The following is a 23,120-nucleotide window of genomic DNA, read 5'->3' on the forward strand; positions in this document are numbered from 1 at the left end:
GAGAATCGGTCCATGCGTCCCGCGATCATCCCCAGCATCCGTTACGAGGATGCGCCCGCCGCGATCCTGTTCCTGTGCGACGCCTTCGGTTTCCTGCCGCACGCCATCTATCCCGACGAGGAGGACGAGCAGATCATCCACCATGCGCAGCTGGTGCTGGACGGCAACATGCTGATGCTGGGCAGCGCGCTGCCGGGTGAGGCGCAGGAGCGTTATGGCTGGGTGACGCCGGAAGAGGCCGGCGGGGTCACCTCCTCGCTCTATGTCGTGGTCGAAGATGTCGACGGCCATTGCGAACGCGCCCGCGCGAACGGCGCCACCATCATCGACGAGCCGCACGAGAATGACGGCTATCCGGGCCGCGGTTACGCGGCGCGCGATCCCGAAGGCCATGTCTGGAGCTTCGGCAGCTACGATCCGTTCGCGCCGATCGAGGACGCCTGAGGCTTATTTCGGCGGGAGCGTGCCGACGAAGGCGATCGCCCCCGCCACCAGCTTCCGCCGCAGGCCGTGATCGTCGCGGCTGGCGTCGGACGATATGCGCACCCAGCCGGGCATGGCCCGCTCGCCCATCGTGACGGTGACGATTTCGGGATGGGCGAGCGCCCAGCCATCCTCGCCCTTGCCGAGCCGGACCATCATGCCCTTCTGGCTGGCGGCGCAGAGCATATGGCCGTCGAGCAGCCAGCACAGGCCGCCGAACATCGCTTTCTCGGTCAGTCCCGGCCTGTCGCCCAGCGCCTCGCGGACCATTTCCTCGAGGAGCCAGTCGCGGGCCATCGCCTTAATCGAACAGCGAGGAGACCGAGCTTTCGTCGGCGATGCGCTTGATCGCCTCGGCGAGCAGCGGCGCGATGGTCAGCTGGCGGATGCGCTGGGCATCGGCCACCGCCGGCGGCGCGGCGATCGAATCGGTCACCACCAGTTCGGTCAGCGCCGAGCCCTCGACGCGCGCGACAGCCCCGCCGGACAGCACGCCGTGGGTGACATAGGCGACGACGTCCTCGGCCCCCGCCTCACGCAACGCGGCGGCCGCGTTGCACAGCGTGCCGGCCGAATCGACGATGTCGTCGACGAGGATGCAGAAGCGGCCCGAAGGATCGCCGATGATGTTCATCACTTCCGATTCGCCGGGCTTCTCGCGGCGCTTGTCGACGATCGCGAGCGGCGCGTTGCCGAGCCGCTTGGAGAGCGCGCGGGCACGCACCACGCCGCCGACGTCGGGCGAGACGACCATCAGGTTGCGGCCGGAGAATCGCGCCAGCAGATCCGCCGACATCACGGGTGCCGCGAACAGATTGTCGGTCGGGATGTCGAAGAAGCCCTGGATCTGGCCAGCGTGGAGATCGACCGACAGCACGCGGTCGGCGCCCGCCGCCGTCACCATGTTGGCGACCAGCTTGGCCGAGATCGGCGTGCGCGGGCCGGGCTTCCGGTCCTGCCGTGCATAGCCGAAATAGGGGATCACCGCCGTGATGCGCCGCGCCGACGAACGCTTCAGCGCATCGATGCAGATCAGCAGCTCCATCAGATTGTCGTTGGCGGGGAAGCCGGTCGACTGGATGACGAAGACATCCTCGCCGCGCACATTCTCCTGAATCTCGACGAAGATCTCTTCGTCGGCGAAGCGGCGCACGCTCGCCTTGGTGAGCGGCATGTCGAGATAATCGGCGATCGCCTTGGCGAGCGTCAGGTTCGAGTTGCCCGACAGAAGTTTCATGTGCTGGTCGTCCCGCGCGAGGCCCCCGCCGGGCCGTTCGCGCGCGCCTTAGCGATGATGCCGCCTGCTGCCAAGTTGCGGGATGATGACAGAGTGGTAGAGGGCCGCTTCATGACGGTCATCACGCGCTTCGCGCCTTCCCCTACCGGCAAGCTGCATGTCGGCAACATCCGCACCGCTCTGGTGTGCTGGATGGCAGCGCGCGTCGAGGGCGGGAAGTTCCTGCTGCGGCTCGACGACACCGATCGGGCGCGCTCCACCGAGGAGAATGTCGTCGCGATCCGGCGCGATCTCGAATGGCTCGGGCTGGTGCCAGCTGGCGAGGTCCGCCAGTCGGATCGCTTCGCGCTCTACGAGGCGGCGTTCGAGACATTGCACGCGGCGGGGCGGGTCTACCCCTGCTACGAGAGCGAGGAGGAGCTGTCGATCAAGCGCAAGGTGGCGCTGGGACGCGGCCTGCCGCCGATCTACGACCGCGCCGCGCTGACGCTGAGCGCCGAGGAACGGCAGAGACTGGAGGCCGACGGCGTTCGCCCGCACTGGCGTTTCAGGCTGGATGCGACACCGATCGAGTGGACCGACCTTATCCGGGGTCCGCAGCATTTCGAGGGCGCGGCCCTCTCCGATCCCGTCGTGCGGCGCGCGGACGGGAGCTGGCTCTATCTGCTGCCGAGCGTGATCGACGATATCGACATGAAGATCAGCCACGTGGTGCGGGGCGAGGATCATGTCTCCAACACCGCCGTGCAGATCCAGATGTTCGAGGCTTTGGGCGCCGCGATCCCCAACTTCGCGCATATGGCCTTGCTGGTGGGGGCCGACGGCAAGCTCTCCAAGCGCGAGGGGTCGATCGGGGTCGAGGCGATCCGGGCGGAGGGGATCGAGCCGCAGGCGCTGCTCGGCCTGCTCGCGCGGATCGGGACGAGCGAGCCGGTGGTCCCGGTTGCCACGGCAGACGAGCTGCTGCCCGGTTTCGCCTTCTCGCACATGGGCCGCGCGCCGGCGCGTTTCGATTCGGAGGAGCTGGCGCAGCTCAACGCCAGAACGCTCCACCTGCTGCCATACGAGGCCGTAAAGGACCGGCTGCCGGCGAACGTCGATGAAACCTTCTGGCTGGCGATCCGCCCCAACCTGACGACGATCGCGGACACGGACGCCGCGCTGGCGGTGATCGAGGGGCCGATCGCGGCACCGACCCTTTCGCCCGAGGATCGCGCCTTCTGCGCGGACGCCGCCGCAGCGGCGGACGCTCTTGATTGGGCCGAGACGCCGTGGGCCGCGCTGACCACCGCCCTCAAGGCGTCCACCGGCCGCAAGGGCAAGGCGCTGTTCCTGCCGCTCCGCCTCGCGCTGACCGGGCAGGATCATGGGCCGGAAATGGCCGCCCTCCTCCCCCTCATCGGCCGGGAACGCGCCATCGCACGGCTGCGGCTGGCGGCGGGCGCCGCATAGGCCTATCTTGGCAGCCATGGCCCGTTCCTCCTTCTCGCCCTTCAAGCCACCGTCACCCCGGCGTTTCCTCGCCGGCTTCCGCGATCTCGGCTTCTTCCTGAAGACCCGCTCGCGCGCCGACTACGTGATCGCCGGCATCGCCGCCGCGATGACGGTCTTCATCATCTTCGCCTTCTGGCACGACAGCAGCTTCAGGGGCGATCCGCCGATCATCTACGTGCAGAACTGGCCCGCCAACCGCACCGACGACCAGATCCGCGCCGACCAGAAGAAGGACCGGATCGAGCGCGAGAAGGCCGAAGCCTATCGCAGGGCCGAATTCCAGAAGATGCAGAAGGCGACCAGCGGCTGGCTGTGAGCGCCGCCAGGGGACCAGGAACAGGCGACGACGCCCGCTGGACGGCGGCGGCGGTCGCGCTGTCCGAACGCGGCCGGGGGCGGACGACCCCCAATCCCAATGTCGGTTGCCTGATCGTCAAGGACGGCCGCGTCGTCGGGCGGGGCTGGACCCAGCCCGGCGGCCGCCCCCATGCCGAGGCGATGGCATTGGAGCAGGCGGGTGCGGCGGCCGAGGGCGCCACCGTCTACGTCACGCTGGAACCCTGCGCGCACGAAAGCCCGCGCGGCCCCGCTTGCGCGGACCTGCTGATCCGCGCCCGGCCTGCGCGCATCGTCGCGGCGCTGACCGATCCCGATCCGCGCACCGCCGGCAAAGGCTTCGCCCGACTGCGCGAGGCGGGAATCGCGGTGACGGAAGGTGTCTCGGCCGACTTGGCGCGCCGTGCGATGGCCGGGTTCCTGACCCGGCAGGCGCTCGGTCGCCCGCATGTGACGCTCAAGCTCGCCACCTCGCTGGACGGCAGGATCGCGCTGCCGTCGGGCGAGAGCCGCTGGATCACGGGGGCGGAGGCTCGGGCACACGGACATCTGGAACGGGCGCGGGCGGATGCGATCCTGGTGGGACGCGGCACGTTCGAGGCGGATGCGCCGAGGCTCGATGTGCGGCTGGCTGGGCTTGAGGACCGCTCGCCGGCGCGCTTCGTCCTATCCCGTCGCTCCTGCGGAGGCAGGAGCCCATCTTCTGACGGCTCCGCAAGTGGGACATCTCTGGAGATGGACCCCTGCCTTCGCAGGGGTGACGACTGGGGGTGGCTGGACTCGCACCAAGCCATTTCTTCCCTACCTGCCAATCACCTCCTGATCGAAGGCGGCGCCGGTGCGGCATCCGCTTTCCTCGCCGCCGATCTGGTCGATCGCCTGCTGCTCTACCGCGCGCCGATCCTGATCGGGGACGGCCGCGCCTGCATCGGCGACATCGGTCTCGGCAGCCTTGCCGACGCGCATGGCTGCTGGGCACTCACCGACGCTCGCAGCCTCGGCACGGACCGACTCGAAATCTACGAACGCAAGCGCTAGGGGCCTTCGCATGTTCACCGGGATCATCACCGACATCGGCAAAGTTCGCAGCGTCGAACAGCGCGGCGACATGCGGCTGGTCGTCGAGAGCGGCTACGACATGGGCGGCGTCGATCTCGGCGCCTCGATCGCCTGCTCGGGCGTGTGCCTGACGGTGGTGGACAAGGCCCCCGCCGGCGAGAAGGGCTGGTTCGCGGTCGATGTCTCGGGCGAGACCATCTCGCGCACTGCACCCGGCCTCTGGCACGAAGGCGCCCGCCTCAATCTCGAACGCGCGCTCAAGGTGGGTGACGAGCTGGGCGGCCACATCGTCACCGGCCATGTCGACGGGATCGGCGAAATCGTCGGCACCTGCCCCGAAGGCGATTCGATACGCGTCGGCATTTCGGCGCCGGCCGCGCTCGCCCCCTATCTGGCGGCCAAGGGATCGATCACGGTCGACGGCGTCTCGCTGACCGTCAACGAGGTGGCCGACCAGCCCAACGGCAGCGTCCACTTCGCGCTCAACATCATCCCGCACACCCAGAAGCTGACCACGCTCGACGACCTGACGCCGGGCCGCAAGTTCAACCTCGAGATCGATATCCTTGCCCGTTACCTGGGCCGCATGGAGCAGCTCCGCCGATGACCGCGCCTTTCCGCACCACCCGCCACGCCTTCCTCTCCCCCACCGAGGAGATCATCGACGAGGCGCGCAACGGCCGCATGTTCATCCTCGTCGACGACGAGGATCGGGAGAATGAGGGCGATCTCGTCATCCCCGCGCAGATGGCGACGCCGTCGGCGATCAACTTCATGGCGACGCACGGCAAGGGCCTGATCTGCCTCGCGCTCGGCAAGGAGCGGGTCGACCAGCTTGGCCTCACCTTGATGTCGGCGAAGAACGGCACCCGCCACGAAACCGCCTTCACCACCTCGATCGAGGCGCGCGACGGCGTGTCCACCGGCATCTCGGCCGGCGACCGCGCGCGCACCGTGGCGGTGGCGATCGATGCCGCCAAGGGGCCGGAGCATATCGTGACGCCGGGCCACGTCTTCCCGCTGATCGCGCGGCCGGGCGGCGTGCTGGTCCGCGCCGGCCATACCGAGGCGGCGGTGGATGTCGCGCGGCTCGCCGGGCTCAATCCGTCGGGCGTGATCTGCGAGATCATGAAGGAAGACGGGACGATGGCCCGCCTCGACGATCTCGTCGCCTTCGCGCAGCTGCACGCGCTCAAGATCGGCACGATCCGCGACCTGATCGCCTATCGCCGCCGCCACGACCACAATGTCGAGCGCGTCGCCGAGGCGAAGTTCACCAGCCGCTTCGGCGGCGACTGGACCGCCGTTACCTTCCGCAACAAGGCAATCGACACCGAGACGCTGGCACTGGTGAAGGGCCGGCTCGATCCGTCCCAGCCGACTTTGGTGCGTATGCACGCGCTCGGCCTGTTCTCCGACGCGCTGGGCATGGAGAGCGAGCGCTCGGGCCTGCTCGGCCGCGCGATGGAGGCGATCGCGGCGGAGGGCACCGGCGTCGTCGTGCTGCTCAACTCGCAGGCCAGGCTGTCGCAGATCACCCAGGCGATTGGCGGCGCCACCGTCGGCGACATGAATGAGTTGCGCGACTATGGCGTCGGCGCGCAGATCCTCGCCGAACTCGGCATCCACGACATGGTGCTGCTGACCAATTCCCACCATACGCTCGTCGCGCTCGACGGCTATGGTCTCAACATCGTCGAGGAGCGTCTGTTCTGATGGCCAACATCCTGATCGTCGAGGCGCGTTTCTACGAGCATCTGAACGACCTGCTGCTGGAGGGCGCGCGTGCCGCGATCGAGGCGGCGGGCCACACACACGAGACCATCACCGTGCCCGGCGCGCTGGAAGTGCCCGGCGCGATCGCGCTGGCGGCGGACGCCTATGACGCCTTCGTCGCGATCGGCGTGGTGATCCGGGGCGAAACCTATCATTTCGAGATCGTCGCGGGCGAAAGCGCGCGCGCGCTGATGGCGATGACGCTCGACGGCCTCGCCATCGGCAACGGCATCCTCACCACCGAGAACGAGGCGCAGGCGCTCACCCGCGCGCGCCGCACCGAGAAGGACAAGGGCGGCGAGGCGGCGAAGGCGGCGATCGCGATGCTGGAACTGCAGAAGCGCTTCGCCTGATCGGGGCAGACTAGCCCTCGCCCGCCAGCGCCAGCGTGCGGCGCGCCTGCTTCAGATGCGGCGCGTCGATCATCCTGCCGTCGAGCTGCAGCGCGCCCGCACCCGGATTGGCGGCGAAGGCCGCGACCACCGCGCGGGCATGGGCGACCGCCTGCTCCGACGGCGTGAATGCCGCGTTGATCGGCGCGATCTGCGCGGGGTGGATCGCCATCATGCCGGTAAAGCCGTCGCGCGCCGCGCGACCCGCATAGCGGGCGAGACCGTCGAGATCGCGGAAGGCCGGGAACACCGTCTCGATCGCCGGCACCCCGGCCGCGTGCGCGCCGAACAGGGTGAGCGCGCGAGCGATCTCGTAGGGGGCGGTGTAGCTCCCGTCCTCCTCGCGGCTGGTCGCGGCGCCGATCGCGGCGGGCAGATCCTCCGCCCCCCAGGTCAGCCCGCACAGGCGATGCGCCACCGGGCCGTAATTGCCGAGCTGGAACACGGCGGCCGGCGTCTCGCTGGCGATCGGCAGGATCGGCACGAACAGTTCGCGCGCCGCCATGCGGTTGCCCAGCGCCTCGATCGAGGCGGCGCCCTCGGCCTTGGGGAAGACGATACCATCGGGCTTGCCGGGCGCGATCGCCCGGAGGTCCAGCGCGATGTCCTGGCTGTCGAGCGGATTCACGCGGACGAACAGCTTCACCGCCCGGTCGGTGGTGGCGGCGAGGAAGTCCGCGACCATCTCGCGCGCCTTCGGCCGGGCATCGGCGGCCACCGCATCCTCCAGATCGAGGATCAGCGCGTCGGCGCCGAGGCCCAGTGCCTTCTCCATCCGCTCCAGCCGGTCGCCGGGGACGAAGAGCAGCGAGCGGAGCCTCATGCCGCTCTCCGGTGCAGCAGCGCGGATCGGGTGCAGCGGCACACCACCTCGTCGCGCTGGTTGATCAGCTCGTGCGCGAATGTGACGATGCCGGCGGTGGGCCGGGACTTGCTGTCCTTCAGCTCGACCACCGCACTGGTCGCGCGCATCGTGTCGCCGATGAACACCGGCTTGGGCATGACGAGCTTGTCATAGCCGAGGTTGGCGACCAGCGTGCCCAGCGTCGTCTCGCCCACCGACAGGCCGACCATCAGCGCGAAGGTGAAGGTGCCGTTGACGAGGATCTGGCCGAACTCGCTGGCCTTCGCCGCCTCCAGATCGAGGTGGAGCGGCTGCGGATTGTGAGTCATGGTCGAGAAGAGCAGGTTGTCCGTCTCGGTCACGGTGCGGCGGATCGGGTGCTCGATCCGGTCCCCCACCTGCCATTCGTCGAAATATCGCCCGGCCATGTCGTCCTCTCTCCTGATCGACGGACAAGGCTCTCCGCCATCCGCGCCGCCGGATCAAGCACAGCGCGCCATTCTTCGATCATGCAAAGAGAAACTGCGCGACGGATATAAGACGTATACAGCCTTGCCCGACACGAAAGGCGTGCCAAAGAGTGCGCCGCGACCCATATGGAGAGACGCATGACCACGGCCCCCTATATCGTCGGCATCGGCGGCACGACGTCACCCGGCTCCTCCACCGAGCAGGCGCTGATGCTGGCGCTCGCCTCGGCCGAGCGGGAGGGGGCGCGGGTGCGGCTGTTCGGCGGGGCCGACATCGTGAGCCTGCCGCATTATGCTTATGGCGTCGCCGCCGGGCACGAAGGCGCGAGCGCGCTGGTGCAGGCGGTGCGCGAGGCCGACGGGCTGATCATCGCCAGCCCCGGCTATCACGGATCGATCTCCGGCCTGGTCAAGAACGCGGTCGACTTCATCGAGGAAACCGCGAAGGACGAGCGCGTCTATCTGGACGGACTGCCGGTCGGCCTGATCGTCACCGCTTATGGCTGGCAGGCGACGGGATCGACGCTGGCCACCTTGCGCTCGATCGTCCACGCGCTGCGCGGCTGGCCGACGCCGCTGGGCGCCGCGATCAAGTCCGCCTCGGGCATGTTCACGGATGGCGCCTGCAACGATCCGGCCGCGGCGGGGCAGCTCGATCTGGTCGGGCGGCAGGTCGCGGAGTTCGCGCGGCTGCGCAGCCGCCTGCCCTCCGCCACGGCGACCGGGCCGAACTGAGCCTCAGCCTTCCGCGATCGGCCGGATCATGCCGCGCGTGAGGCATTCGCGCAGATCGTCGGGCAACGGTGTCGGCGCCTTGCCGTCGGTCGCGCAGATCGTCGCGCGGCAATAGGCGCACGCCCGGCCATCCTGCAGCGCGAGCTGGCCGAGCGTCCAGCTCGTCCGCCCGATCGCCAGCACGCCGACATGGATCCGCAGCGGCTGCGGGTAATGCGCCTCGGCCAGATAATCGATGCCGGCGGCGACGATCATCATGCGCAGGTTCTTGAACAGGGCGCGGGCGCCGTGGCCCAGATCGAAGCGCACCCGCGCATCCTCGAACGCCGCCGCGATCGCGACATTGTTGATGTGCTGGTTGGAATCCATGTCCGAAAAGCGCGTCTGCACATCCTGCACGAAGATGTAGCGCGCGGGATCGAGCAGCTCGGGCGCGGCGCGGCCCATCAGAGCGACTGCCCGTCGTCGACCATCACCGCCGTTCCGGTGACGGCACGCGACGCATCCGAACAGAGCCACAGCAAGGCGACGTCGAGGTCGCTCTCCTCCATCAGCCGGCGGCGCGGGAAGCGCTCGATCTGCTTCACGCCGCCCGGCGAATCGAACCAGGCGTCGTTGATGCCGGTGCGGATGTAGCCGGGGCAGATCATATTGACGTTGATGCCGTGGCGCACCCAGTCGCGCGCCATCACCTTGCCCATCTGGACGACGCCGGCCTTGGTGCCGCTATAGACCGCCAGCCCCGGCTCCACCGCGATCGCAGCCATCGATGCGGTGATGACGATGCGCCCGTTCTGCCGATCGCGCGATCCGGCGGCGAGCATCCGCTTCGCCCCCTCGCGCGCGGTGAGGAACACACCGCGCAGGTTGACCGCGACGGTTTCGTCGAAATCGGCGACGGAAAGCTCGGTGGTCGGCCCCTGCGCGTTCATGCCGGCATTGGCGACGATCGTATCGACCGTGCCGAACGCCGCTTCGGCCGCATCGTAGGCGGCGATGGTCGAGGCTTCGTCGGTGACCTCGAGCGAGACGGTGATCGCCTCGCCGCCCGCCGCGACGATCTCCTTGCGCAGCGCCTCCAGCCGGTCACCATTGCGGGCGGCCAGCACCACCTTCGCGCCGGCAGCCGCCAGGATGCGGCCGTAGCGCATGCCGATGCCGGACGAGGCGCCGGTCACCAGAGCCACGCGGCCGGCGAGATCGAACACCGGTGCAGCCGTCACGAAAACCTCCCCTTCATCCACGGGAAGGATGCAGGCGTCGGCCACGCGGCGATACCTATCCGTTTTCGGAGGCCGCACCCCGCGATTTCACATGGCGCCGGATAACGCCGTTATCTATGATCGGCCGATGCCCGTCCTGCTCACCGACGCCCAGGTCGCGCAAGGCCGCGAGCGCATCCGCCGGGTGGCGGAGCGGCAGGCGGTCGAGCGCGGGATCGAACGTGTCTCGATGCACTCGATCGCGCAGGAGCTCGGCTGGTCGGCGACCGCGCTCTATCGCTATTACCAGAACAAGGAGGCGATCCTCGCCGCCACCCGCACCGCCGCGCTGGATCAATTGTCCGAACGGCTGGAGGCAGCGCTGGCGGGGGCGGGCGACATCTGGGAACGGTCGCGCGCGATCGGCAACGCCTATGTCGATTTCGCCTATGCCAATCCGGATGCCTATCGCCTGATCTTCGCGCTGACCCAGCCCGACATGGCGCTCTACCCCGATCTCGCCGCCGCCGCCGATCGATCGCGGCGCAACCTCACCGCTTATGCCCGCGAGATGGTGGAGACGGGCGATCTCGACATCGATGCCGAGATGCTGGCCCACATCTTCTGGGCACAGATCCACGGCCTGATCTCGCTGGAAATGACCGGGCGGCTGGGCGGCGACGCGCCAGACTTCGAGACGATCCGCCACGAGATGGTGAGCCGCATCGTCCAGAGCGCCAAGCGGGGCTGAGGCCGATGCGCTACGAGCATATCCGGTTCGAGCAGGCGGGTGCGGTCGCCACGGTCACGATCGACCGGCCCGACACGCTCAACGCGCTGGCCCCGCAGACGCTGGCCGAGCTGATCCACGCCTTCGATCGCATCCGCGACGAGGGCGTCGTGCGCGCCGCGTTGCTGACCGGATCGGGCCGGGCCTTCTGTTCGGGCGCGGACCTTTCGGCGGCGCAGGGCGAGGACGGCCCGGTCGATCGCGGCGCCCAGCTGGAGGCGGGCTTCAACCCGCTGCTCGAACGGATGCGCGACCTGCCCGTGCCACTGGTGACGGCGGTGAATGGTGCCGCGGCGGGGGGCGGATGCGGCTATGCACTGGCCGGCGACATCGTGATCGCGGCGCGATCGGCCTATTTCCTCCAGCCCTTCGCGCGGATCGGGCTGGTGCCCGATGTCGGATCGACCTGGCTGCTGCCCCGCCTCGCCGGCCGCGCGCGGGCCACGGGCATGATGATGCTGGGCGAGCGCGTCTCCGCCGAACAGGCGCTCGACTGGGGGCTGATCTGGCAGATGGTGGACGACGAGGCGCTGATGCCGACGGCGCGCACCATGGCCACGCGGCTCGCCGCCGGGCCGACCGTCGCTTACGGTCTGATGCGCCGCGCGATCACCGATGGCCTGTCCTCGACGCTCGGCGAAAGCCTGGAGCGCGAACGGACGGACCAGCGGATCGCAGGCTTCACCGACGATCATGCCGAGGGCGTGCGCGCCTTCCTCGAAAAGCGCGAGCCGCGCTTCAGCGGGCGATAGAGCGGGCCGCCTCGCGCCGCACCAAAGCGAGCGCGCGCAGGCGGCTGCGGATCGCGGCACGGGTGAGCGCAGGTTCGGGCTGTCGGAAGGCGGTGCGGCTCATGACGCGTGTCTAGCGCGATCCGCCGCCGCCCCGCCAACAAAGCCTTCCGCTCACAGTCATCGCGCGATCCGATGTCAGGCGTTCAGCCGGTCCAGCGCCGCGCGATATTCGCGGCCGAGGCGCGCGACCAGCTCGCCCGCCGGCACCACGCCGTGCACCGCGCCGATCCCCTGTCCGCAGCCCCAGATGTCCTTCCACGCCTTCTTGCCTTCTGTCATCTCGGCGAAGTTCATCTTGGACGGATCGGATTCGGGCAGATCGTCCGGATCCATGCCGGCATTGCGGATGCTGGGCTTCAGGTAATTGCCGTGCACGCCGGTGAAGAGGTTCGAATAGACGATATCCGACGCGTGGCTGTCGACGATCATCTGCTTGTAGGCCTCGGCCGCGTTGGCCTCCTCGGTGGCGATGAAGGCCGATCCGATATAGCCGAGATCCGCCCCCATCGCCCGCGCCGCGAGTATCGCGCCGCCGTTCGCGATCGCACCCGACAGCGCCAGCGGCCCGTCGAACCACTCGCGAATCTCCTGCACCAAAGCGAAAGGCGACAGCGTGCCGGCATGACCGCCCGCGCCCGCCGCGACCGCGATCAGTCCGTCCGCGCCCTTCTCGATCGCCTTGCGGGCGAACATGTCGTTGATGATGTCGTGGAAGACGATGCCGCCATAGGAATGGATCGCCTCGTTGATCGCCGGCTGCGCGCCGAGCGAGGTAATCACCATCGGCACGCGATATTTCACGCAGAGCGCCAGATCCTCCTCGAGTCGCGGGTTCGACCGATGGACGATCAGGTTCACCGCGAAGGGGGCGTCCTTCTCGGTCAGCTCGGAGGTCAGGCGCTGGAGCCATTGCTCGAACACGCCGGACGGGCGCGCATTGAGCGACGGGAAGGAGCCGACCACGCCCGCGCGGCACTGTGCCAGCACCAGTTCGGGCTGCGAGATGATGAACATCGGCGAGGCGATCGCCGGGATCGACAGGCGGCCTTCGAGCAGCGCGGGCATGGTCATGACTGGCGGCATCCTTCCGTTTCGTCGCCGCCCCCTGCCCCTTTTGCGAGGCGAGCGGAGCGGCGCTTTCTGCCAAGCTCAAATCATAGATAACGGCGTTATGCACGTGAAAAATGGACTGCGGGAGACGATCATGATCCGTACGCGCATCACCGAGATGCTGGGCATCGCCCACCCGATCGTGCAGGGCGGGATGCAATGGGTCGGCACCGCGGAGCTGGCGTCCGCCGTGTCCAATGCCGGCGGCCTCGGCATCCTGACCGCGCTCACCCAGCCGACGCCCGACGACCTGCGCCGCGAGATCGAACGCTGCCGGGCGATGACCGACAAGCCGTTCGGCGTGAACCTCACCATCCTGCCATCGATCAACCCGCCGCCTTATGCCGACTATCGCCGCGCGATCATCGACATGGGGATCAAGGTGGTGGAGACCGCAGGCTACAAGCCGCAGGAGCATGTCGACGAGCTGAAGGCGCACGGCATCACGGTGATCCACAAATGCACCGCCGTCCGCCACGCGCTGTCCGCCGAGCGGATGGGCGTGGACGCCATCTCGATCGACGGGTTCGAGTGCGCCGGCCATCCGGGCGAGGACGACATTCCCGGCCTGATCCTGATCCCGGCGGCGGCCGACAAGGTGAAGGTGCCGATGCTTGCCTCGGGCGGGTTCGGCGACGGGCGCGGGCTGGTCGCGGCGCTGGCGCTCGGCGCCGAGGGGATCAACATGGGCACCCGCTTCTGCGCGACGCAGGAGGCGCCGATCCATCCCAATTTCAAGGCGGCGATGGTCGCCAATGACGAGCGCGCGACCGACCTGATGTTCCGCAGCTATCGCAACACCGCGCGGGTGGCGCGCAACGCGGTGAGCCAGGAAGCGATCCGCATCGAGCGCGAGGGCCAGCCGTTCGAGGCGGTGGCGCATCTGGTGAAGGGCGCGCGCGGCCGCGAGGGGCTGATCAGCGGCGACGTGGATCACGGCGTCTGGTCGGCCGGCATGGTGCAGGGTCTGATCAACGACGTGCCGACCTGCCGCGAGCTGATCGAGCGGATCGTCGCCGATGCCGAAGCGATCATCGCTGGCCGTCTTGCGGGGTTTCTGGGCTAGCCGATCAACCGGGCGGCGAGCGCTTCCCGCATGGTGCCGGTGACGCCCAGTTCGTCACGCAGATAGGCGTCCACCGATCCGCTGCGTTCGGCGATGGCAGCAAAGGCGGCGTCGAGATAGGCCGGCTCCACCATCATCAGCACGCGCACCGCCGCATCGTCGATCGCCCCGCCATAGGAGGCGCGGACGTGGGTCGCGCCCGCCGCGATCCGCTCCTCGGCGCGGCCGGCGCTGTTGGTCATCAGGTAATCGGCCATGATGTCATCCGGATGGACACCCATGCCCACGTGGAGGAGCGCGACGGCGAGGCCGGTGCGGTCCTTGCCCGCCATGCAGTGGATCAGCGACGGACCGGGCAGATCCGCCAGCACCGCGAAATAGCGGCGCAGCATCGGCATCAGGTGCGGGCGATAGGCCATGCCGGCATAGCCGCGCGTCATTGCGGAGCGCGCCTGATCGGCGCTCGGCGCGGCGCGGGCGGCGTCTCGCGCCGCCTGCATGTGCGGGGCGATACCGGTCGTGTCCTCGTCCACGAAGAACACCTGCGCGGCGAACCCCTCCGGCCGGCGGCAGGGCGCCTTGTCCCGCTCCCGGCCGCCGCGCAGATCGATCACGCTGGCGAGGCCGATGCCGGCGATCCGCGCCAGATCGCCGTCGGTCGCGCCATGATGCTGGGCGGAGCGGAACAGCAGCCCGGTCTTCAGCCGACCGCCCGCGCAAGGATAGCCGCCATAGTCTCGGAAGTTGTGCACGCCCTCCAGCGGCAGGACGCGCGCGGCCTCGCTCACCCCGCCTGCGCCCTGGTCCAGTCGCGCTTGATCTTCTTGGCGAGGCTCCATTTGTGCACCTCTGTGGGGCCGTCATAGATGCGGAAGCATCGGATCTCGCGGTAGAATTTCTCGACCATCGTGTCACGCGTGATGCCGGTGCCGCCCATCACCTGCACGCAGCGATCGGCGACGCGCGACAGCGCTTCGGACACCGCCACCTTCGCCATCGAGGATTCGGCCGTGCCCAGCTCGCCCGTGTCGAGCACGTCGGCGCACCAGTCGATCATCAGTTCGGCCTGTTTCAGGTCGATGAGGTTGTCGGCCAGCATGAAGCCGACGCCCTCATGATCGACCAGCGGCTTGCCGAACGCCTTGCGGCGATTGGCGTAATCGGTCGCGATCTCGTTGGCGCGCACCGCCGCGCCATACCAGCGCATGCAGTGGGACAGGCGCGCGGGCGACAGGCGGATCTGGGCATATTTGAAGCCCTCGCCCGCCACGCCGAGCATCTGGTCGGCCGGCACGCGCAGATTGTCGATCTCGATCTCGGCATGGCCGCCGGGCATCGAATCGTCGATCGTTTCGAGCACGCGGGTGATGCGGATCGCCGGGTCCGGCAGATCGACCAGGAACATGCAGGCGCCCCCCGTCCCATCCGTGGCTTCCGATTTCGCCATGACGATGCCGACGATCGCCCCTTCCGCGCCGGTGATGAACTTCTTGCGGCCGTTGATCACCCAATGGTTGCCGTCCAGCCGGCAGGTCGTCTTCATCATCGAGGGGTCGGATCCGGCGCCGTCCTCGTCGGCCGGCTCGGTCATGAAGAAGGCCGATCGGCCGTGGCCTTCGACCAGCGGCTTCAGGAACCGCTCCTTGATCTCCGGGCTGCCGACCTTGCCGAGCAGGAACATGTTGCCCTCGTCGGGCGCGTTGGTGTTGACCGCCAGCGGCCCGAGGATCGACAGGCCGGACTTTTTCAGCACCGCCGCCGTCTCGCGCTGCGACAGGTGGCGGCCGTCGGGCAGGATGTGCGGGGTGAGGATGCCGGCGGCGCGCGCCTTGCCCTTCATCTCGGCGACCAGCTCGTCGGTCGGGCCGTGCTGGTCCTGCCGCGGATCGGTCTCGTAGGGGACGATCACGTCGCGGACGAAGGCCTCCACCTTGGCGGCGATCTCGGCGGTCTTTTCGGGGCCGACCCCTTCGTACGCGCCGCTCATTTCGCGGCCATCCGGATCGATCCGTCGAGGCGGATGGTCTCGCCGTTCAGCATCGGGTTGGCGATGATCGACTGGGCCAGCATGGCATATTCCTCCGGTTGTCCGAGGCGGCTGGGAAAGGGCACCTGCTGCCCGAGCGAATCCTGCGCCTCCTGCGGCAGCGAGGCGAGCAGCGGCGTCCAGAAGATGCCGGGCGCGATCGTCATCACGCGGATGCCGGACCGGGCCAGCTCACGCGCGATCGGCAGCGTCATCGCGACGATACCGCCCTTCGACGCGGCATAGGCCGGCTGCCCCACCTGCCCGTCATAGGCGGCGACCGAGGCGGTGTTGATGATCACCCCGCGCTCCCCGTCGGGCGTGAGCGGCGCCTCGTTCACGATCCGCGCCGCGAACTTCGACAACACGTTGAAGGTGCCGAGCAGGTTGATCGAGATGATCTTCGCGAAATCGGCGAGCGGCAGCGGATTGCCGTTGCGATCGACCACCTTGGCGGGCGGGCCGATGCCGGCACAGTTGACGCAGATGCGCGCCTTGCCGTGCAACCCCTCCGCCTCCGCGATCGCGGCCTGAACGGCGGGTTCGTCGGTGACGTCCACCTTCACGAAATGGCCGCCGATCGCCTTCGCCTTCTCGATGCCGAGATCGGCGTTGAGATCGAAGATCGTGACCCTGGCGCCGCCCTTCGCCAGCATATCGGCCGTCGCCCCGCCGAGGCCCGAGGCCCCGCCCGTCACGATCGCGGCCGTCCCGCTCAATTCCATTGCCGTCTCCCTGAATCCTGCGATCCTGCCGTAGAACATGGCGGCGGCGAAGAAAGCCCGCCTATGTCACAGGCGCGCGCGCAAGCGCCGGCCGCCTAATGTCGCTATCGACGTCGAACAGAATCGCGGGGAGCAGGATCATATGGCCGAAGCCTATATCGTCGAGGCGGTGCGCACCGCCGGCGGGCGGCGCAACGGGCGCCTCTCCGGCATCCATGCCGACGATCTCGGCGCCGCGAGCCTGAACGCCATCGTCGATCGCACCGGCATCGATCCGGCCGCGATCGACGATGTGATCTGGGGCTGCGTCACCCAGGCGGGCGAGCAATCGATGCATTTCGGCCGCAACTGCGTGCTCGCCTCGAAGCTGCCGGCCAGCGTGCCGGCGGTGACGATCGACCGCCAGTGCGGATCTTCCCAGCAGGCGATCCAGTTCGCCGCGCAGGCGGTGATGTCCGGCACGCAGGACGTGGTGATCGCAGGCGGCGCAGAGAGCATGAGCCGCGTGCCGATGGGATCGGCGGCGCGCTCGCCCGAGGGCGCGCATCCTTATTCGAAGTCGCTGCTCGATCGCTTCGGCGTGAGCGGCTTCAGCCAGTTCGGCGGCGCCGAGATGATCGCCGAGAAGCACGGCTTCACCCGCGATATGCTGGACGCCTTCGGCCTCGACAGCCACCGCAAGGCGGCCGCCGCGAGCAAATCGGGCGCCTTCGGCCGCGAAATCGTGCCGGTCGCCATCGTGCTGCCCGACGGCACGCCCGCCGTGCACGACACCGACGAGGGGATACGCTGGGATGCCTCGCCCGAAGGCATGGCGGGCGTGAAGCTGCTGGTAGAGGGCGGGCGGCTGACGGCGGCCACCTCCAGCCAGATCACCGACGGTTCCTCCGCCGTGCTGGTGGTCTCCGAACAGGCGCTCAAGGATCACGGCCTGAAACCGCTGGCGCGCATCCACAACCTGACGGTGACGGCGGGCGATCCGGTGATCATGCTGGAGGAGCCGCTCTTCGCCACCGATCGGGCGCTGAAGCGCGCCGGCATGACGATCGGCGACATCGATCTCTACGAGGTGAACGAGGCCTTCGCCTCGGTGCCGATGGCGTGGCTGAAGCATACCGGTGCGGACCCGGCCAGGCTCAACGTCAACGGCGGCGCGATCGCGCTCGGCCACCCGCTCGGCGGATCGGGCACCAAGCTGATGGCGACGCTGATCAACGCGTTGAAGGCGCGCGGCAAGCGCTGGGGCCTGCAGACCATGTGCGAGGGCGGCGGCGTCGCCAACGTCACGATCATCGAGGCGCTGTGACGCGCTGAGCGGGCTGGCGGCGGAGGAGAGGTCGCCTTGATGTACATCACCCAGAGCCTGCACCGCATGATCCAGCGCGCGCCGGATCGCACCGCCACGATCGACGGCGAGCGGCGGCGGACGTGGGCAGAGCTGGGCGCGGAGGTCGCCCGCTTCGCCGGTGCGATGCGCCGGCTGGGGGTAGCGCCCGGCGACCGCGTGGCGATCCTGTCGCGCAACGGCGATCACTTCCTCACCTTCATCCTCGGCACGCTCTGGGCCGGCGGCGTGATCAACCCGGTCAACCTGCGCTGGACGGTGGAGGAGATGGCCTATTCGCTGGTCGACTGCGACACGCGCATCCTGCTCGTCGCGCCCGAGTTCGAGCCGCTGGTGCCCGCGATCCGGGCCGGGACGCCCGGCCTGCTCCACATCCTCTCGACCGAGGACTCCGATCGCGACGGCATCGTGCCGCGCGGCCGCTGGATGGCGGACGCACCCGCCGTCGAGGATGCCCTGCGGCGCGGCGACGATCTCGCCGCCATCCTCTACACCGGCGGCACCACCGGGCGGCCCAAGGGCGTGATGCTGAGTCACGCGAACATGGTGTGGGCGGCGATGGGCAGCATGTCGCATCCGGGCTGCGCGCCGGGCGGCATGTTCCTCCATTCCGCGCCGCTCTTCCATGTCGGCGCGCTTTCAAGCCTGATGATCGCCCTGTTCAGCGGCGCGACCTCCGCCTTCATCCCCGGCTTCGAGCCGCTGGCGATGCTGCAGGCGATCGAGGCGTGGCGGATCACCGACGCCTTCTTCGTACCGACCATGCTGCGCATGACGATCGACCATCCGCGCTTCGCCGAGTTCGACACGAGCAGCGTCGGCCGCCTGCGCTACGGCGCCGCGCCGATGGACGACACTTTGCTCGATCGCGCGATCGAGGCCTTCCCGAACGCCGGTTTCTGCCAGGCCTATGGCATGACCGAGCTGTCACCGACCTGCTGCATCCTCTCGCCCGAGGATCACAGCGCCGAGGCGCGCGCGGAAGGCCGCGGACGGGCGGCGGGGCGCGCCACCTCGGTGTGCGAGATGCGGATCGTCGGCCCGGACGATACCGAACTACCGCGCGGCGAGGTCGGCGAGATCGTCGTGCGCGGGCCGACCGTGATGCAGGGCTACTGGAACAGGCCCGACGCCACCGCCGAGGCGCTGCGCGGCGGCTGGATGCACACCGGGGACATGGGCCGGATGGATGCCGCCGGCTACGTCACGGTGGTCGATCGGCTGAAGGACATGATCATCACCGGCGGCGAGAACGTCTATTCGGCCGAGGTGGAGAATGTCGTCGCCACCCACCCTATCGTCGCGGCGGTGGCGGTGATCGCGCTGCCGGACGAACGCTGGGGCGAGCGCGTCCATGCCGTGATCGTGCCGCGCCCCGGATCGGCCGCCGACCCCGCCGCGATCGAGGCGCATTGCCGCGCGGGCCTCGCCGGATACAAGATCCCGCGATCGATCGAGTTCGTCGACGCGCTGCCGCTCTCCGGCGCCGGCAAGATCCTCAAGACCGAGCTGCGCCGCCAGCGCGTCCCGCCCGCCGCCTGATCCCCGCCCAAGAATTTCTTGTCCCGCCGCGACGGGGACAGGCCGGGGTCGCGTCGCTATATCCTCGCCGGTCATCGGACAGGATGAAGTGACGACAGTGTTGGACAAGACAGGCATCGACGTGCGCAGCCTCACCCATCTCGAACGTCTGGAGGCGGAGTCGATCCACATCCTGCGCGAGGTGGTGGCCGAATGCGAGCGCCCCGTGATGCTCTATTCGGTGGGCAAGGATTCGGCGGTGCTGCTGCACCTGGCGCGCAAGGCCTTCTACCCCTCGCCCCCGCCGTTCCCGCTGATGCATGTCGATACGACCTGGAAGTTTCGCGCCATGTACGAGCTGCGCGACCGGGCCGCGCGCGAGGCCGGCATGGAGCTGATCGTCCACCAGAATCCGGACGCCAAGGCGCGCGGCATCAACCCGTTCGATCACGGCGCGCTCCACACCGACATGTGGAAGACGGAAGGGCTGAAGCAGGCGCTCGACCTCCACGGCTTCGACGCGGCCTTCGGCGGCGCGCGGCGCGACGAGGAGAAGAGCCGCGCGAAGGAGCGCATCTTCTCCTTCCGATCCGCCTCGCACCGCTGGGATCCGAAGAACCAGCGGCCGGAGCTGTGGAACCTCTACAACGCCAAGAAAGCGAAGGGTGAGAGTATCCGCGTCTTCCCGATCTCCAACTGGACCGAGCTCGACATCTGGCAATATATCCAGCGCGAGAAGATCGAGATCGTGCCGCTCTATTTCGCGGCGCCGCGCCCCACCGTCGAGCGCGACGGGCTGCTGCTGATGGTCGACGACGAGCGCTTCCGGCTGGCACCGGGCGAGGTGCCGGTCGAACGATCGATCCGTTTCCGCACGCTCGGCTGCTACCCGCTGACCGGCGCGGTGGAGAGCGAGGCGGCGACGCTGAACGACGTGATCCAGGAAATGCTGCTGACCACCACGTCGGAACGGCAGGGCCGCATCATCGACAAGGACGGCGGCGACGCCAGCATGGAGAAGAAGAAGCAGGAGGGCTATTTCTGATGACCGAAGCCGCCCCCTCCTACCGCGCCGACGCGCTGATCGCCGAGGATATCGAGGCCTATCTCGCGCAGCATCAGCGCAAGAGCCTGCTGCGCTTCATCACCTGCGGATCGGTGGACGACGGCAAGTCCACGCTGATCGGCCGGCTTCTCTACGATTCGAAGATGATCTTCGAGGACCAACTCGCCGCACTGGAGGCGGATAGCAAGCGCGTCGGCACGCAGGGGCAGGCAATCGACTTCGCATTGCTGGTCGACGGCCTCGCCGCCGAGCGCGAGCAGGGCATCACGATCGACGTCGCCTATCGCTTCTTCGCGACCGAGAAGCGCAAGTTCATCGTCGCCGACACGCCCGGCCACGAACAATATACCCGCAACATGGTGACCGGCGCATCCACCGCCGATCTCGCCGTGATCCTGATCGATGCGCGCAAGGGCGTGCTCACCCAGACGCGGCGGCACAGCTACCTCGCCCACCTGATCGGCGTGCGCCATCTGGTGCTGGCGGTGAACAAGATGGACCTCGTCGGCTACGACCGCGCGACCTACGACGCGATCGTCGCCAACTATCGCGCCTTCGCCGACAGCATCGGCATCGCCGGCTTCACCGCCATCCCGATCTCGGGCCTTGCCGGCGACAACATCACCAGCCGCTCGGCCGAGACGCCCTGGTATGACGGCCCGACGCTGATCGAGCATCTGGAGACGGTCGAGGTCGATCAGGATGCCGCCACGGGCAAGCCCTTCCGGATGCCGGTGCAGTGGGTCAACCGCCCCAACCTCGATTTCCGGGGCTTCTCGGGCCTGATCGCCAGCGGCACGGTGAAGCCGGGCGACGCGGTGCGCGTGCTGCCGTCGGGCAAGACATCGACAGTATCGCGAGTCGTCACCTTCGGCGGCGATCTCGACGAAGCGGTCGCCGGCCAGTCGGTGACGCTGACGCTCGCCGACGAGATCGACTGCTCGCGCGGCGACGTGATCGCGCCCGCCGACAATCCGCCGCAGGCCGCCGACCAGTTCGAGGCGAGCATCGTGTGGATGGCCGAGGAGGCGATGCTGCCCGGCCGCCCTTATTGGCTGAAGCTCGGCACGCAGACCGTCACCGCGCAAGTGCAGTCGCCCAAATATCAGATCAACGTCAACACGATGGAACAGCTGGCAGCGCGCACGCTGGAGCTGAACGCGATCGGCGTGGCGAACCTCTCGACCGATCGGCCCCTGGTCTACGAGGCCTATGGCGAGAACCGCACGCTCGGCGGCTTCATCCTGATCGACAAGATCAGCAACGCCACGGTCGCCGCCGGCATGCTGCACTTCGCGCTGCGCCGCGCGGAGAATGTCCACTGGCAGGCGATCGACGTCAGCCGGGAACGGCGCGCGACGCTGAAGAACCAGAAGCCGGCGGTGGTGTGGCTCACCGGCCTGTCGGGCGCGGGCAAGTCGACCATCGCCAACCTGGTCGATCGCAAGCTCGCGCGGATGAACCGCCACAGCTTCCTGCTCGACGGCGATAACGTCCGCCACGGCCTCAACCGCGATCTCGGCTTCACCGATGCCGATCGCGTGGAGAATATCCGGCGCGTCGGCGAGGTGGCGAAGCTGATGACCGATGCGGGCCTGATCGTGCTCACCGCCTTCATCTCCCCCTTCCGCGCCGAGCGCGATATGGTGCGGCGGATGATGGCGGACGCGGAGTTCATCGAGGTGCATGTCGACACCCCGCTGGCCGAGGCCGAGCGGCGCGACGTGAAGGGCCTCTACAAGAAGGCGCGCAGCGGCCAGCTCAAGAACTTCACCGGCATCGACAGCCCCTACGAGCCGCCCGAGGCGCCCGAGATCCGCATCGACACGACCGCGATGTCGCCCGAGCAGGCGGCGGACCTGATTGTCGAGCGGCTGCTGGAGATGGAGCGATGAGCGGCGAGACCGACGCCGCCCTGGCGCGCCGCGTCGCCGAGACGGCGGGCGAGCTGCTGCTCGTTCTCCAGCTGTCCGGGCTGTTCGAGGGCAAGGCGCTGGGCAAGGCGGGCGATCGCACTGCCAACGCCTTCATCATGGAGGCGCTGCGTCACGCCCGGCCGGACGACGCGATCCTCTCCGAAGAGGAGAAGGACGGGGCCGAGCGGCTGGCCGCCAGCCGCGTCTGGATCGTCGATCCGCTCGACGGCACGCGCGAATATGGCGAGGGGCGCAGCGACTGGGCGGTGCATGTCGCGCTGGCGATCGACGGCGTGCCGGTGGCGGGCGCGGTCGCACTGCCCGGAGTCCCGATGACGCTCTGCACCGGCACCTGCCCGCAGGCACCTGAAGCGGCCGAGACATTGCGCATGCTGGTCAGCCGCACCCGCCCGGCCGCCGAGGCGGTATCGGTCGCCGATGCGCTCGGCGCCGAGCTGGTGCCGATGGGATCGGCCGGCGCCAAGGCGATGGCGGTGGTGCGCGGCGAGGCCGACATCTACCTCCACACCGGCGGACAATATGAGTGGGACAGCTGCGCCCCGGTCGCCGTCGCGGTCGCCGCCGGCCTCCATGTCAGCCGCGTCGACGGATCGCCGATGGCCTATAACGCCGCCGATCCCTATCTGCCCGACCTGCTGATCTGCCGCCCCGAACTCGCCGAACGGATATTGGGGCTGACACAGGTCTGACCGACGCTCTCCTTTTCACCGGC

26 protein-coding genes are annotated in these 23,120 nt (G+C 68.7%); 16 read left to right on the plus strand and 10 right to left on the minus strand.

The window, feature by feature from the left end; all coding sequences use genetic code 11:
* Nucleotides 1–12 precede the first annotated feature (12 nt).
* Nucleotides 13–444, plus strand: coding sequence for a VOC family protein (locus QGN17_RS15335; protein ID WP_281045462.1), 432 nt, complete (start codon nt 13–15; stop codon nt 442–444).
* Between the two features lie 3 nt (nt 445–447).
* Here the strand turns inward: QGN17_RS15335 and QGN17_RS15340 are convergent, their stop codons facing one another.
* A complete protein-coding gene (locus tag QGN17_RS15340) occupies nt 448–780 on the minus strand; it encodes a TfoX/Sxy family protein (protein WP_281045463.1) in 333 nt (110 codons plus the stop codon).
* 4 nt (nt 781–784) lie between these two features.
* Nucleotides 785–1,720 carry a ribose-phosphate pyrophosphokinase gene (locus QGN17_RS15345; RefSeq protein WP_281045464.1) on the minus strand — a complete coding sequence of 312 codons (936 nt, stop codon included), beginning with the start codon at nt 1,718–1,720 and terminating at the stop codon, nt 785–787.
* Nucleotides 1,721–1,831: 111 nt separating this feature from the next.
* Here QGN17_RS15345 and gltX point away from each other — a divergent pair, with 111 nt between their 5' ends.
* The 6 genes from gltX to ribH are packed head-to-tail and all read left to right on the plus strand — an operon-like array spanning nt 1,832 to nt 6,738.
* The gene (gene gltX, locus QGN17_RS15350; RefSeq protein WP_281045466.1) at nt 1,832–3,172 is read left to right on the plus strand and encodes a glutamate--tRNA ligase; all 1,341 of its coding nucleotides are present in this window, start codon (nt 1,832–1,834) and stop codon (nt 3,170–3,172) included.
* A gap of 16 nt (nt 3,173–3,188) precedes the next feature.
* Nucleotides 3,189–3,530 (plus strand): hypothetical protein, encoded by a 342-nt coding sequence (locus tag QGN17_RS15355; protein WP_281045467.1) that lies wholly within the window; start codon nt 3,189–3,191, stop codon nt 3,528–3,530.
* The gene (gene ribD, locus QGN17_RS15360) at nt 3,527–4,588 is read left to right on the plus strand and encodes a bifunctional diaminohydroxyphosphoribosylaminopyrimidine deaminase/5-amino-6-(5-phosphoribosylamino)uracil reductase RibD (protein ID WP_281045468.1); all 1,062 of its coding nucleotides are present in this window, start codon (nt 3,527–3,529) and stop codon (nt 4,586–4,588) included. The genes QGN17_RS15355 and ribD overlap by 4 nt, the downstream gene beginning before the upstream one ends.
* Before the next feature lie 10 nt (nt 4,589–4,598).
* Entirely contained in the window at nt 4,599–5,216 is a 618-nt protein-coding gene (locus QGN17_RS15365; RefSeq protein ID WP_281045469.1) for a riboflavin synthase, read from the plus strand.
* The gene (gene ribB / locus QGN17_RS15370; RefSeq protein ID WP_281045470.1) at nt 5,213–6,325 is read left to right on the plus strand and encodes a 3,4-dihydroxy-2-butanone-4-phosphate synthase; all 1,113 of its coding nucleotides are present in this window, start codon (nt 5,213–5,215) and stop codon (nt 6,323–6,325) included. The genes QGN17_RS15365 and ribB overlap by 4 nt, the downstream gene beginning before the upstream one ends.
* On the plus strand, nt 6,325–6,738 hold the full coding sequence (ribH, locus tag QGN17_RS15375) for a 6,7-dimethyl-8-ribityllumazine synthase (RefSeq protein WP_281045472.1): 414 nt from the start codon (nt 6,325–6,327) through the stop codon (nt 6,736–6,738). Before ribB ends, ribH begins: the two co-directional genes overlap by 1 nt.
* 10 nt (nt 6,739–6,748) lie before the next feature.
* Here the strand turns inward: ribH and QGN17_RS15380 are convergent, their stop codons facing one another.
* Complete coding sequence (locus QGN17_RS15380) at nt 6,749–7,600, minus strand: HpcH/HpaI aldolase/citrate lyase family protein (RefSeq protein ID WP_281045473.1); 852 nt, start codon at nt 7,598–7,600, stop codon at nt 6,749–6,751.
* Nucleotides 7,597–8,049, minus strand: a complete 453-nt coding sequence (locus QGN17_RS15385) for a MaoC family dehydratase (RefSeq protein WP_281045475.1) — start codon at nt 8,047–8,049, stop codon at nt 7,597–7,599. The genes QGN17_RS15380 and QGN17_RS15385 overlap by 4 nt, the downstream gene beginning before the upstream one ends.
* 180 nt (nt 8,050–8,229) lie before the next feature.
* Between QGN17_RS15385 and QGN17_RS15390 the strand changes: the two genes are divergently transcribed.
* Nucleotides 8,230–8,826 (plus strand): NADPH-dependent FMN reductase, encoded by a 597-nt coding sequence (locus QGN17_RS15390; protein ID WP_281045476.1) that lies wholly within the window; start codon nt 8,230–8,232, stop codon nt 8,824–8,826.
* 3 nt (nt 8,827–8,829) lie between these two features.
* On the opposite strand, the gene QGN17_RS15395 is transcribed toward QGN17_RS15390, so the two are convergent.
* Both QGN17_RS15395 and QGN17_RS15400 read right to left on the minus strand, forming a co-directional pair.
* Entirely contained in the window at nt 8,830–9,273 is a 444-nt protein-coding gene (locus QGN17_RS15395; RefSeq protein ID WP_022690818.1) for an acyl-CoA thioesterase, read from the minus strand.
* A complete protein-coding gene (locus QGN17_RS15400; RefSeq protein WP_281045477.1) occupies nt 9,273–10,049 on the minus strand; it encodes an SDR family NAD(P)-dependent oxidoreductase in 777 nt (258 codons plus the stop codon). The genes QGN17_RS15395 and QGN17_RS15400 overlap by 1 nt, the downstream gene beginning before the upstream one ends.
* Nucleotides 10,050–10,176: 127 nt before the next feature.
* Here QGN17_RS15400 and QGN17_RS15405 point away from each other — a divergent pair, with 127 nt between their 5' ends.
* A complete protein-coding gene (locus QGN17_RS15405; RefSeq protein WP_281045479.1) occupies nt 10,177–10,779 on the plus strand; it encodes a TetR/AcrR family transcriptional regulator in 603 nt (200 codons plus the stop codon).
* Between the two features lie 5 nt (nt 10,780–10,784).
* The gene (locus tag QGN17_RS15410) at nt 10,785–11,570 is read left to right on the plus strand and encodes an enoyl-CoA hydratase-related protein (RefSeq protein ID WP_281045480.1); all 786 of its coding nucleotides are present in this window, start codon (nt 10,785–10,787) and stop codon (nt 11,568–11,570) included.
* A 177-nt stretch (nt 11,571–11,747) separates the two neighbouring features.
* Here QGN17_RS15410 and QGN17_RS15415 read toward each other — a convergent pair whose 3' ends face one another.
* Nucleotides 11,748–12,683 (minus strand): NAD(P)H-dependent flavin oxidoreductase, encoded by a 936-nt coding sequence (locus QGN17_RS15415; protein ID WP_281045481.1) that lies wholly within the window; start codon nt 12,681–12,683, stop codon nt 11,748–11,750.
* 130 nt (nt 12,684–12,813) lie between these two features.
* Between QGN17_RS15415 and QGN17_RS15420 the strand changes: the two genes are divergently transcribed.
* The gene (locus tag QGN17_RS15420; RefSeq protein WP_281045768.1) at nt 12,814–13,788 is read left to right on the plus strand and encodes an NAD(P)H-dependent flavin oxidoreductase; all 975 of its coding nucleotides are present in this window, start codon (nt 12,814–12,816) and stop codon (nt 13,786–13,788) included.
* On the opposite strand, the gene QGN17_RS15425 is transcribed toward QGN17_RS15420, so the two are convergent.
* From QGN17_RS15425 to QGN17_RS15435, 3 genes are read right to left on the minus strand one after another with little or no spacing between them, the layout of a single operon-like run.
* Entirely contained in the window at nt 13,785–14,576 is a 792-nt protein-coding gene (locus QGN17_RS15425) for a tyrosine-protein phosphatase (protein WP_281045482.1), read from the minus strand. The genes QGN17_RS15420 and QGN17_RS15425 overlap by 4 nt on opposite strands.
* A complete protein-coding gene (locus tag QGN17_RS15430) occupies nt 14,573–15,775 on the minus strand; it encodes an acyl-CoA dehydrogenase family protein (RefSeq protein ID WP_281045484.1) in 1,203 nt (400 codons plus the stop codon). Before QGN17_RS15430 ends, QGN17_RS15425 begins: the two co-directional genes overlap by 4 nt.
* The gene (locus QGN17_RS15435; RefSeq protein ID WP_281045485.1) at nt 15,772–16,539 is read right to left on the minus strand and encodes an SDR family NAD(P)-dependent oxidoreductase; all 768 of its coding nucleotides are present in this window, start codon (nt 16,537–16,539) and stop codon (nt 15,772–15,774) included. Before QGN17_RS15435 ends, QGN17_RS15430 begins: the two co-directional genes overlap by 4 nt.
* 142 nt (nt 16,540–16,681) lie before the next feature.
* Here QGN17_RS15435 and QGN17_RS15440 point away from each other — a divergent pair, with 142 nt between their 5' ends.
* The 5 genes from QGN17_RS15440 to QGN17_RS15460 all read left to right on the plus strand — a co-directional run bounded on the left by QGN17_RS15440 (nt 16,682) and on the right by QGN17_RS15460 (nt 23,097).
* Nucleotides 16,682–17,845 carry an acetyl-CoA C-acetyltransferase gene (locus QGN17_RS15440; protein ID WP_281045487.1) on the plus strand — a complete coding sequence of 388 codons (1,164 nt, stop codon included), beginning with the start codon at nt 16,682–16,684 and terminating at the stop codon, nt 17,843–17,845.
* A gap of 39 nt (nt 17,846–17,884) precedes the next feature.
* On the plus strand, nt 17,885–19,426 hold the full coding sequence (locus QGN17_RS15445; RefSeq protein ID WP_281045489.1) for an acyl-CoA synthetase: 1,542 nt from the start codon (nt 17,885–17,887) through the stop codon (nt 19,424–19,426).
* Nucleotides 19,427–19,514: 88 nt separating this feature from the next.
* Nucleotides 19,515–20,450 carry a sulfate adenylyltransferase subunit CysD gene (cysD, locus tag QGN17_RS15450; RefSeq protein WP_281045490.1) on the plus strand — a complete coding sequence of 312 codons (936 nt, stop codon included), beginning with the start codon at nt 19,515–19,517 and terminating at the stop codon, nt 20,448–20,450.
* Nucleotides 20,450–22,366 carry a sulfate adenylyltransferase subunit CysN gene (gene cysN / locus QGN17_RS15455; protein ID WP_281045491.1) on the plus strand — a complete coding sequence of 639 codons (1,917 nt, stop codon included), beginning with the start codon at nt 20,450–20,452 and terminating at the stop codon, nt 22,364–22,366. The genes cysD and cysN overlap by 1 nt, the downstream gene beginning before the upstream one ends.
* Nucleotides 22,363–23,097 carry a 3'(2'),5'-bisphosphate nucleotidase CysQ gene (locus QGN17_RS15460; RefSeq protein WP_281045492.1) on the plus strand — a complete coding sequence of 245 codons (735 nt, stop codon included), beginning with the start codon at nt 22,363–22,365 and terminating at the stop codon, nt 23,095–23,097. Before cysN ends, QGN17_RS15460 begins: the two co-directional genes overlap by 4 nt.
* Nucleotides 23,098–23,120: the final 23 nt, after the last annotated feature.

It is taken from the genome of Sphingomonas oryzagri, assembly GCF_029906645.1.
Taxonomy (GTDB): domain Bacteria; phylum Pseudomonadota; class Alphaproteobacteria; order Sphingomonadales; family Sphingomonadaceae; genus Solisphingomonas; species Solisphingomonas oryzagri.